6 protein-coding genes, 2 tRNA genes and 2 rRNA genes are annotated in these 9,943 nt (G+C 43.6%); 7 read left to right on the top strand and 3 right to left on the bottom strand.

Features of this window, described 5'->3' with window-relative positions; translation table 11 throughout:
• The 3 genes from AC1DDX_RS22365 to AC1DDX_RS22355 all read right to left on the bottom strand — a co-directional run.
• On the bottom strand, positions 1-355 hold a 355-nt coding region (locus tag AC1DDX_RS22365; protein ID WP_477622621.1), incomplete at its 3' end, for a TPM domain-containing protein.
• Positions 356-358: 3 nt separating this feature from the next.
• Positions 359-802 (bottom strand): TPM domain-containing protein, encoded by a 444-nt coding sequence (locus tag AC1DDX_RS22360; RefSeq protein ID WP_172659413.1) that lies wholly within the window; start codon positions 800-802, stop codon positions 359-361.
• A gap of 83 nt (positions 803-885) precedes the next feature.
• Positions 886-1,467 carry a LemA family protein gene (locus tag AC1DDX_RS22355; protein ID WP_048903749.1) on the bottom strand — a complete coding sequence of 194 codons (582 nt, stop codon included), beginning with the start codon at positions 1,465-1,467 and terminating at the stop codon, positions 886-888.
• Between the two features lie 430 nt (positions 1,468-1,897).
• On the opposite strand from AC1DDX_RS22355, the gene AC1DDX_RS22350 reads away from it, so the two are divergent.
• The 7 genes from AC1DDX_RS22350 to AC1DDX_RS22320 all read left to right on the top strand — a co-directional run bounded on the left by AC1DDX_RS22350 (position 1,898) and on the right by AC1DDX_RS22320 (position 9,862).
• Positions 1,898-3,439, top strand: a complete 1,542-nt coding sequence (locus AC1DDX_RS22350) for an NAD(P)/FAD-dependent oxidoreductase (RefSeq protein ID WP_477612183.1) — start codon at positions 1,898-1,900, stop codon at positions 3,437-3,439.
• Between the two features lie 30 nt (positions 3,440-3,469).
• Complete coding sequence (locus tag AC1DDX_RS22345) at positions 3,470-3,925, top strand: DinB family protein (protein ID WP_172659415.1); 456 nt, start codon at positions 3,470-3,472, stop codon at positions 3,923-3,925.
• A 3-nt stretch (positions 3,926-3,928) separates the two neighbouring features.
• Positions 3,929-4,288, top strand: a complete 360-nt coding sequence (locus tag AC1DDX_RS22340; RefSeq protein WP_172659416.1) for a CoA-binding protein — start codon at positions 3,929-3,931, stop codon at positions 4,286-4,288.
• Between the two features lie 602 nt (positions 4,289-4,890).
• Positions 4,891-6,412 (top strand): 16S ribosomal RNA (locus tag AC1DDX_RS22335).
• A gap of 178 nt (positions 6,413-6,590) precedes the next feature.
• Positions 6,591-6,665: transfer RNA gene (locus tag AC1DDX_RS22330), tRNA-Ile, on the top strand.
• Between the two features lie 18 nt (positions 6,666-6,683).
• Positions 6,684-6,760: transfer RNA gene (locus AC1DDX_RS22325), tRNA-Ala, on the top strand.
• A gap of 224 nt (positions 6,761-6,984) precedes the next feature.
• Positions 6,985-9,862 (top strand): 23S ribosomal RNA (locus AC1DDX_RS22320).
• The 16S and 23S rRNA genes sit together here with 2 tRNA genes alongside, the layout of an rRNA operon.
• The last annotated feature ends 81 nt before the right edge of the window (positions 9,863-9,943 follow it).

Below are 9,943 nucleotides of genomic sequence, written 5' to 3'. Positions count from 1 at the left end.
GTAATACCCCTTCCAGGCCATATCCTGTTTGGATAGAGATCTTTCTGTCGCCAAGAGCAACCACGATCATTATCCCATTATTTTTCCCTGAGCTACCAACTCCCCATTTTCTACCCAATTCAAGCGCATATTCGTTAATGTCATAGTCGCCAACAGATTTTAATACAGCTACTGCAATTTGAGTGGAGCTTGAATCATCAAAAGCAACAAGTTTCTGTTCCAATTGTTGCAATTGATCAGCTGAAAGTGTTCCTGTATAATCATTTACCAATTTGGTCGGCTTTGCCGGAAAATCCTGAGCAAACCCAACCAGGGATGTTGTAAGTAAGAATAATGCTACGATTAATTTTTTCATAGCTTATGTGGTTTTATTCTGATCCATAAAAATAATGTCATTTGGCAGTTCATTGATGTCGTCATTTTGCGAAGGGAAAAACGTTGCAAGTTTTTCTCCTGCCAAAATTACGCCTGCTATAATGCCCTGAGCTAAATTGCCAGAGGCAAAATGAGCTTTCATTGCAACTTTAGTTGTTTCCCAGAAATCTGTAGGTACAACTTTATTAATTCCACTATCACCAACTATTGCAAACTTATGATCTACATAAGCCAGGTATATCAATACACCATTATGTCTTGATGTTTTATCCATCCCAAGTTTTGAAAAGTAGGATGTTGCTTTTTCAAATGCATCGCCGCTGCAATGTTTATCTATGGCAATTCTGATTTCGCCTGAAGTGGCTTTTTCAGCATCTGATATGGTTTGGGAAATTAGTTCTTGTTCTTGTTCTGTGAATGGCCCCATAATTGGATTGCTTTTATAAAGATAAGGGTAATGTATGTTTATTCATTTAAACATACATTACCCTTAAATGTTGTTATGGTATATTAGAATTCTACTTTTGGTGCATTTTGTGCACCAGCGTCAGCTTTAAAAGCAGCTTTTTGGCTAAATCCGAATATGCCTGCAGTAATGTTGTTAGGGAATGATCTTACCTTTGTATTATAAGTTTGAACCGATTCGTTAAAATCTTTACGCGCTACTGTGATACGATTTTCAGTACCTTCCAGCTGAGCTGATAATTCACTAAACTGTTGAGTAGCTTTAAGCTCAGGGTAGTTCTCGGTTAAAACCATCAATTTACCTAATGCCTGACTTAACTGACCTTGAGCAGCCTGATATTTTTGCATATTCTCTTCAGTTAATTTATCAGGGTCTATTGTGATCTGGCTTGCTTTAGAACGTGCTTCAATAACCTGAGTTAATGTACCCTGTTCAAACTTTGCTGCACCTTTAACTGTGCTTACAAGGTTAGGGATCAAATCAGAACGGCGTTGATATTGTGTTTCAACCTGTGCCCATTTGGTTTTTACATCCTCATCCAGTTTAACCAAGCCGTTGTAACCACAACCACTTACTGCCACTAATAAGACTAAGATTCCTACAATTACTAAAACTACTTTTTTCATATTTTTCTGTTTTGTTTTTCAGTGTTAATTTACGCATTAGAACTCAATTTCTGTACCTTTGTTACAGTTCAGTAGAAAAACCTGACAACAATAACGCAAAAAGACATCTAAATTACGCTGGCTCTGGCAAAAATCAATGATAAAATCGCCGATGTGCAAACCTTTAGAAAACCCGAAATGGTGGTATTTCTCAATGTAAAGCCTATAAAATTCTTAAAAGATTAAATAACCGCTTTCAAGAAAAGTAATTTTCGAAGGGAGGATGAAGCAATTTTTTCGCTGTAAAATAACTGACATAATTACAATTCGTGTACTGCCAAAAGAAGTCAGAAGCTTTCAAATTTATATTTAATGTTTAAAATAGTAAGGATCTTTTAATGTTGTAAGATGTACCTTTGCATCAATTCAGGATAAAAACCTGACGATAATTATGCAAAAAGACATTGAAATAACGCTGGCTCCGGAAGAGACCGACAACATAACTGCGATTAAGAAAAACCTTTCGGAAGCTTTAAAAATTGATCTTTCCCGAATTGGCGGATATAGAATCCTTAAAAGATCAATTGATGCCCGTTCAAGAAAAGTAATATACAGGCTACAGGTAAGAACATTTATCGATGAACCGTTATTAACCGAATCGTTTGTTGTTAACTATAAGAATGCTAGCAATGCGAAACATGTGGTTATTGTGGGTGCTGGTCCGGCCGGATTATTTGCAGCACTTCAGTGTATCGAAAACGGATTAAAACCAATAGTGCTTGAACGTGGTAAGGACGTAAAACAACGAAGGAGGGATTTAGCAGCAATAAACAAAGAAGGTATTGTAAATACTGAATCTAATTATTGTTATGGTGAAGGGGGAGCCGGAACTTATTCAGATGGAAAATTATATACCCGATCCAATAAGCGTGGGGATATTAATAAAGTGCTTCAGGCCTTTGTTCAGCACGGCGCTGCGGAAGATATTCTTGTTGATGCCCGCCCCCATATCGGTACAAATAAATTGCCCCATATAATTACTGCAATTAGAGAAACAATTTTAAATGCAGGAGGGGAGGTGCGTTTCGACCAAAAAGTAACGGACGTTTTAATTGATTTTGGAAAGATAAAAGGTGTAGAGATTAACGGAGAAGAGAAACTATTGTCTGACGCTGTTATTCTAGCCACCGGGCACTCAGCAAGAGATATTTATGAATTGCTTCATAAAAAGAATATCCTTGTTGAAGCCAAACCATTTGCCTTGGGAGTAAGAATAGAGCACCCTCAGTCTATTATAGATGCGGCTCAATACCATTGCGATATCCGGAGTGAATTTTTGCCTCCGGCTTATTATAGTTTAGTTGAGCAGGTTGGTGCCAGAGGCGTGTTCTCGTTTTGTATGTGCCCGGGAGGGATAATTGCCCCTTGTGCAACGTATGCTGATGAAATAGTTGTTAATGGATGGTCGCCATCAAAAAGGAATAATCCATATGCGAATTCCGGAACGGTAGTGCAAATAACGCTTGATGATGTTAAGGGCGAGGATCCGCTAAGAATGATGCATTTTCAGTCGGAAATAGAGAAAACTGCTTTCAGGCTTGGTGGGGGAGATCTGGTTGCGCCTGCCCAAAGGATGGTTGACTTTGTAGAGGGTCGAATTTCAGTAGATCTACCTAAAAATTCTTATTTACCTGGAACACGGAGTGTAATGCTTAAAGAAACGCTGCCAGATTTTGTTGCATCAAGTCTGAAAAATGCTTTGCCCCTGTTTGGGAAAAAAATGAAAGGTTATTATACGAATGAGGCTATTTTGGTAGGAGTAGAAAGCAGAAGTTCATCGCCAGTTAGGATTCCAAGAGATAAAGAGACTTTTCAACATCCACAGGTTGCGGGCTTATATCCTTGTGCAGAAGGTGCAGGTTATGCAGGAGGTATAGTATCGGCTGCAATTGACGGTGTTAATTGTGCAAATGCAGTTTTAAAGTTTAGCTAAACACATTTACCTTTTATTTGTTGTTTTCGTATGATTGATTTCGCAAATGAGCTTAGAAAAGGATATAGTGGGGATGCCTGGCACGGCAACAGTGTATCCGCTATTATTTCGTCGGTAAGTAAAGATCAAATATTTAAACGACCAATTCCAACTGCACATACCATTGCTGAACTTGTATTGCACTTAACTTCATGGACGGAAGAAGTATTTTCGAGGCTGGAAGGTAACTTGGCCAAGGAACCTGAAAAAGGCGATTGGCCTATGGCTAAAGAAGAAACAATGCAGGAGTGGGATGCCATTTTAAGTGATTTTCGTTTAGCTAATGAAAAACTGCTTAATCTTGCGAGGGAAATTTCTGAAGACCAATGGAGAACAACGGTTAATCAGGTTTCGGGACCTAGAGTGAATTATTTTGAGTTATTCAATGGTTTGGTGCAGCATCATGCTTATCATGCAGGGCAAATCTCATTGTTATTAAAATTTTAGATTGTGAAAAAAACATTAATTATAGGGGCGAGCCCCAATCCGGATAGATATGCCTATAAAGCTGCGCATATGCTTAAATCAAAAGGGCACAACATTATCAATGTTGGTATAAAAAAAGGAGCTGTGGCCGGAGAAGAGATTGAGCAACCAGGGCATCTGCATAATGACATTGATACGGTTACCTTATATATAGGTCCGCATTTGCAGAGTGGTTACTATAACTATATACTAGAAACAAAACCTAAACGAGTTATTTTTAATCCTGGAACTGAAAATCAGGAACTGGAAGAATTGCTGTTGGCAAATGATATTGAGCCGATAGAGGCTTGTACTCTGGTATTGTTATCTACAGGTCAGTACTAGTATATTTTTTTAACGACTTTCCAACGACTCATAGACGACTTTGAAACGACTCTGAACGACCTTTTGTCGTTTGTAAGTCTTTTTGGTGTGAGGTGATAGGCGATAATGTATTATACTTATATGTAGTACTACGCTGTAGCATGTGGTGGCTGAATTTTCCTACTTTTGCATCCCGCTTCGGAGGAAGGGAAACAGTGAAAAAGGAAGGTGAAAAAGAGTTTCAAAAAAGATTTGCAAAACAGAAAAAGATTTCTACCTTTGCAGTCCCAAACAAAACGGGAGTTACCAAACGGAGTTTGTTAACAGAATAAAGAAGATTGAAATAAAGGAATGGTTAAACAGAAAGCGGGGAGCAATACGACCYTGCAGAAACACAGRCCAKGAYTTTAAAGAGATATAAGAAGGGGATCCGTGAGGTGACCCGCGAAGTTCATTAAAGAGATGTCATTTATCAACGTAGCGAGGTAAGAAAGTACAGATTCAAAGTACATGAAACCTGCGCTATTATTTTCGAGTCAAGTTCTGACAGACAATACAAAAACAAGAATACAGACTATTATTAACAAGTTAAGAATGGTCAGYGATTCAAACGATAACATTTTACAATGGAGAGTTTGATCCTGGCTCAGGATGAACGCTAGCGGCAGGCCTAATACATGCAAGTCGAACGAGATTAAGGGGCTTGCTCCTTATGAAAGTGGCGCACGGGTGCGTAACGCGTATGCAACCTACCTCAATCAGGGGGATAGCCCGAAGAAATTCGGATTAACACCGCATAAAAACACAGGATAGCATTATCTAATGTTCAAATATTTATAGGATTGAGATGGGCATGCGTGTCATTAGCTAGTTGGCGGGGTAACGGCCCACCAAGGCGACGATGACTAGGGGATCTGAGAGGATGACCCCCCACACTGGTACTGAGACACGGACCAGACTCCTACGGGAGGCAGCAGTAAGGAATATTGGTCAATGGAGGCAACTCTGAACCAGCCATGCCGCGTGCAGGAAGACAGCCCTCTGGGTCGTAAACTGCTTTTATTCGGGAATAAACCTTATTACGTGTAATAAGCTGAATGTACCGAAGGAATAAGGATCGGCTAACTCCGTGCCAGCAGCCGCGGTAATACGGAGGATCCAAGCGTTATCCGGATTTATTGGGTTTAAAGGGTGCGTAGGCGGCTTATTAAGTCAGGGGTGAAAGACGGTGGCTCAACCATCGCAGTGCCTTTGATACTGATGAGCTTGAATGAACTAGAGGTAGGCGGAATGTGACAAGTAGCGGTGAAATGCATAGATATGTCACAGAACACCGATTGCGAAGGCAGCTTACTATGGTTTTATTGACGCTGAGGCACGAAAGCGTGGGGATCAAACAGGATTAGATACCCTGGTAGTCCACGCCCTAAACGATGAATACTCGCTGTTAGCGATATACAGTTAGCGGCTAAGCGAAAGCGTTAAGTATTCCACCTGGGGAGTACGCCCGCAAGGGTGAAACTCAAAGGAATTGACGGGGGCCCGCACAAGCGGAGGAGCATGTGGTTTAATTCGATGATACGCGAGGAACCTTACCCGGGCTTGAAAGTTAGTGAATTATCTAGAGATAGATAAGTGAGCAATCACACGAAACTAGGTGCTGCATGGCTGTCGTCAGCTCGTGCCGTGAGGTGTTGGGTTAAGTCCCGCAACGAGCGCAACCCCTATGTTTAGTTGCCAGCACGTTAAGGTGGGGACTCTAAACAGACTGCCTGTGCAAACAGAGAGGAAGGAGGGGACGACGTCAAGTCATCATGGCCCTTACGTCCGGGGCTACACACGTGCTACAATGGATGGTACAGAGGGCAGCAAGCTGGCAACAGCAAGCAAATCTCAAAAAGCCATTCACAGTTCGGATAGAGGTCTGCAACTCGACCTCTTGAAGTTGGATTCGCTAGTAATCGCGTATCAGCAATGACGCGGTGAATACGTTCCCGGGCCTTGTACACACCGCCCGTCAAGCCATGGAAGTTGGGGGTACCTAAAGTATGTAACCGYAAGGAGCGTCCTAGGGTAAAACCGATAACTGGGGCTAAGTCGTAACAAGGTAGCCGTACCGGAAGGTGCGGCTGGAATACCTCCTTTCTGGAGTAGACTAGACTACTCGCTACGTAAATGATATAATGACAAAAGATCTCAAAAAAGAAAACCCATAGGATGAAGCGAAAGTAAAGTGCTCCATACTGTAAGCAGGKGATATGAGTTAAGCATAGGATTTGTGAAATGAGAAATCAGCACTCATAAAGCCATGCGAAATGAATAGAGTCCCGTAGCTCAGTTTGGTTAGAGCACTACACTGATAATGTAGGGGTCAGCAGTTCAAATCTGCTCGGGACTACATAAGATTGAATCTTAAGGGGGATTAGCTCAGCTGGCTAGAGCGCCTGCCTTGCACGCAGGAGGTCAACGGTTCGACTCCGTTATTCTCCACCATCACCGGTRCCTGTTATAAAAGGTACAGAAATAGGAAGTAGGAATACTTTCCGGGATAGAAAAGTTCTTTGACATATTGGAAGAAGTTAAAAAAGAAGAGCAAACAACAATAGAGACGTTGTTTGATCTGAGGAATGCCAAAAGCAAGCAATTGCATGGGGTATACTGAAGAGAAGACGACAATCAAAAAAAGCATTTCCATAGGCGCAAAAGGCTATGGAGAGAAGAAAGTAAATAAGAGCACACAGGGGATGCCTTGGCTCTCAGAGGCGATGAAGGACGTGATAAGCTGCGATAAGCACTGGGGATTAGCAAATATGAATTGATCCGGTGATTTCCGAATGGGGAAACCTGGCTGGTTGAAGACCAGTCGTATATATACGCAAACCTGCCGAACTGAAACATCTAAGTAAGCAGAGGAAGAGAAAATAATAATGATTTCCTAAGTAGTGGCGAGCGAACGGGAAAGAGCCCAAACCAGCTATGTTACGGCATAACTGGGGTTGTAGGACTACGATATGATTATAATGCAATGAAGTGGAACAGGATGGGAAGCCTGGCAATATAGAGTGAGAGCCTCGTACACGTAAGTACCATTAGTCTAGTAGTATCCTGAGTACCGCGAGGTCGGAGACGCCTTGTGGGAATCTGCCGGCACCATCCGGTAAGGCTAAATACTCCTGAGAGACCGATAGTGAACCAGTACCGTGAGGGAAAGGTGAAAAGAACCCCGAACAGGGGAGTGAAATAGAACCTGAAACTGTGTGCTTACAAGCGGTCGGAGCGTCCAGGTGGCGTGACGGCGTGCCTTTTGCATAATGAGCCTACGAGTTACTCTTCTCTGGCAAGGTTAAGTGTTTAAGACACGGATCCGAAGCGAAAGCGAGTCTGAATAGGGCGTATAGTCAGGGGAGGTAGACGCGAAACCTTGTGATCTACCCATGGACAGGTTGAAGGTGCGGTAACACGTACTGGAGGACCGAACCGATAAACGTTGAAAAGTTTCCGGATGATCTGTGGGTAGGGGTGAAAGGCTAATCAAACTGGGAAATAGCTCGTACTCCCCGAAATGTTTTTAGGAACAGCGTCGTGGTWRAGTTAAATAGAGGTAGAGCTACTGATTGGGTGCGGGGGAGTCAAATCCTACCAAATCCAGACAAACTCCGAATGCTATTTAATATACACGGCAGTGAGGCGCGGGGTGCTAAGGTCACGCGCCGAGAGGGAAAGAACCCAGACCATCAGCTAAGGTCCCCAAGTTACAGTTAAGTTGAACTAACGAGGTCCGATTGCATAGACAGCTAGGATGTTGGCTTGGAAGCAGCCATTCATTTAAAGAGTGCGTAACAGCTCACTAGTCGAGCGATCGGGCATGGATAATAAACGGGCATTAAACAGTACACCGAAGCTATGGGTAATATTAATATTACGGTAGGGGAGCATTCCAGCGGCAGCGAAGCTATGACGTAAGTTGTGGTGGAGCTTCTGGAAAAGCAAATGTAGGCATAAGTAACGATAAGGCGGGCGAGAAACCCGCCCACCGAAAGGATAAGGTTTCCTGATCAACGCTAATCGGATCAGGGTTAGTCGGGGCCTAAGGAGAACCCGAAAGGGATATTCGATGGACAACGGATTAATATTTCCGTACTTTTTATAACTGCGATGTGGGGACGGAGTAGTGACACTGCCGCGATCTGACGGAATAGATCGTTGAAGGCTGTAGGTATTGGACYGGTAGGCAAATCCGCCGGTCTAGCTGAASGCTGATAGTACCGCAAACCTTCGGGGGCGTGGATAGTGCAGGTAATCAGACTTCCAAGAAAAACCGCTAAGCTTCAGGTTATAAAAACCCGTACCGCAAACCGACACAGGTATCCGGGAAGAGAATTCTAAGGTGCTCGAGTGAATCATGGCTAAGGAACTCGGCAAAATGGCCCTGTAACTTCGGGAGAAGGGGCGCTGGTAGCAATATCAGCCGCAGTGAAAAGGCCCAGGCGACTGTTTAACAAAAACACATGGCTTTGCAAAATCGAAAGATGAAGTATAAGGCCTGACACCTGCCCGGTGCTGGAAGGTTAAGAGGGGATGTCATCCKYAMGGAGAAGCATTGAATCGAAGCCCCAGTAAACGGCGGCCGTAACTATAACGGTCCTAAGGTAGCGAAATTCCTTGTCGGGTAAGTTCCGACCTGCACGAATGGTGTAACGATCTGGGCGCTGTCTCAGCCATGAGCTCGGTGAAATTGTGGTCCCGGTGAAGACGCCGGGTACCCGCAACGGGACGGAAAGACCCCATGCACCTTCACTACAATTTAACATTGACATTGGATACAGGATGTGTAGGATAGGTGGGAGACTATGAAGCGGCGTCGCCAGGCGTCGTGGAGTCAACGTTGAAATACCACCCTTTCTGTATTCGGTGTCTAACTCTGCCACGTGGAGGACATTGTTTGATGGGTAGTTTGACTGGGGTGGTCGCCTCCAAAAAGGTAACGGAGGCTTTCAAAGGTAAGCTCAATACGCTTGGTAACCGTATGAGGAGTGCAATAGCATAAGCTTGCTTGACTGTGAGACATACAAGTCGATCAGGGTCGAAAGACGGATATAGTGATCCGGTGGTTCTGCATGGAAGGGCCATCGCTCAAAGGATAAAAGGTACGCTGGGGATAACAGGCTGATCTCCCCCAAGAGCTCATATCGACGGGGAGGTTTGGCACCTCGATGTCGGCTCGTCACATCCTGGGGCTGGAGAAGGTCCCAAGGGTTCGGCTGTTCGCCGATTAAAGTGGCACGCGAGCTGGGTTCAGAACGTCGCGAGACAGTTCGGTCCCTATCTGTTGTGGGCGTTGGAATTTTGAGTGGGGCTGACCTTAGTACGAGAGGACCGGGTTGGACTAGCCTCTAGTGAATCTGTTGTTCCGCCAGGGGCATTGCAGAGTAGCTACGCTGGGAATAGATAAGCGCTGAAAGCATCTAAGTGCGAAACTAGCCACGAGATGAGAATTCCATATAGGACCGTAGCAGACTACTACGTTGATAGGTTACAGATGTAAAGATGGTGACATCAAAGTCGAGTAATACTAATAATCCGAAGCTTTCAAGAGCAGTAAACTGTTGTTTGTTCTTCAAAACTTAACTTCTTTCAATAATATGTCATCGTTATGGCGTATGGAGCTGAATAAAA

This window comes from Pedobacter sp. 10L46_2 (assembly GCF_056395165.1).
The sequence above is the reverse complement of the archived record's forward strand: the minus strand, read 5'-3'. Positions and strand labels throughout refer to the sequence as shown.